A 1,487-nucleotide genomic window follows, 5' to 3' on the forward strand; every position below is an offset into this window, starting at 1 on the left:
GCCTCAAAGGTGGAGTCGTCGCCAACGTCGTCGTACCCACCCCCACGTATGTGCGGTTTGCCACCCACTACGGGTTTTCCCCGGACTTCTGTCACGGCGCCGATCCGGAATCGAAAGGGATCGTGGAGAACCTCTGCGGGTACGCGCAGTCGGATCTGGCGCAGCCGTTGTGGACCGAAGCCAAGATCGCTGCTGGTCGTGACGACGTGCAGCTGGATGTGCACGCAGCGAACCGGGCCGCGCGGGACTGGTGTGTCGAGGTCAACACCCGCCGTCACAGCGACACACTGTGCGTGCCTGCTGACCAACTCACGATCGAACGAGACACATTGAGCCCGTTGCCGTCTCTGCGGGCCCAGGTCGGTCCACCGCCGGTCACCCGTAAGGTCGATCGCCTCTCGTGTATCCGGTACGCCTCGGCCCGCTACTCGGTACCCAACCGGCTCATCGGCACCACCGTGACCCTCATCCAGGACGGTGAGCGGCTCCTGATCGCCGAACCTGCCTCCGGTGAGGTGGTCGCCGATCATCTGTTGGCCGCACCTGGTGAGGTCGTCCTCAACGATGATCACTACGGGGGGCCACGCACCCCGCCCAGTCGTGCACCACGGCCCAAAACTGCGGTAGAGAAACAGTTCTGCGATCTCGGTGAGGTTGCTGAGCAGTTCCTGGTCGGTGCCGCGGCCATCGGGAACACCCGCCTGGGCGGTGAACTCGATGACATCCTCGGGCTCGTCACCTCCCACGGCCGCGAACAGGTGCTCACCGCTCTGACCAGGGCGGTGGCGTTCCGGAGGTTCAAGGCCGCCGATGTGCGCTCGATCCTCGATGCCGGAGCCGGCACCCCCAACCCGCGACCGGCCGGCACAGCACTGTTGGGTCACCTGCCTACCGCGCCCACCCGCTCGCTGGATGCCTACAAGCTGGGCGCCGGCGACAAGGAGGTGTCATGACCACCACAACATCGACACCCGTTGCACCTCAGACAGTGCCGCCGCTACCGGCCGACCTCGATCACGCGCTACGCCGATTGAAACTGGCCTCGATCCGCCGCAGCGCACCCGAGGTCCTGCTCACCGCGAAAACCCAGCGGTGGACACCCGAAGAAGTACTGCGAACCCTGGTGGAAACCGAGATCGCCGCTCGTGATGCCTCCAACATCCGCAACCGACTCAAAGCTGCCGGGTTCCCGGTCACCAAAACCTTGGAATCGTTCGACGTGGCCGCATCCTCTATTCCGGCCAATACCTTCGAATACCTGTCTTCACTGGAATGGGTTCGGGCGCAACATAATGTCGCCCTGATCGGCCCTGCCGGGACGGGTAAGAGTCACACCCTGATCGGGTTGGGGATCGCCGCAGTGCACGCCGGACACAAAGTGCGGTACTTCACCGCCGCCGACCTCGTGGAGACCCTGTATCGCGGGCTGGCCGACAACACCGTCGGCAGAACCATCGACACCCTGCTGCGCCAAGATCTGCTCATCC

At 64.5% G+C, this 1,487-nt stretch carries 2 protein-coding genes; both read left to right on the forward strand.

From position 1 onward, the window contains the following. On the forward strand, positions 1–953 hold a 953-nt coding region (locus GSI01S_RS19355; protein ID WP_006898365.1), incomplete at its 5' end, for an IS21 family transposase. After that, positions 950–1,487, forward strand: a 538-nt coding sequence (locus tag GSI01S_RS19360; protein WP_006898366.1) for an ATP-binding protein, incomplete at its 3' end; no start/stop codon positions are given. The genes GSI01S_RS19355 and GSI01S_RS19360, both read left to right, overlap by 4 nt.

Origin of the sequence: Gordonia sihwensis NBRC 108236 (assembly GCF_000333035.1) — a bacterium.
GTDB lineage: Bacteria > Actinomycetota > Actinomycetes > Mycobacteriales > Mycobacteriaceae > Gordonia > Gordonia sihwensis.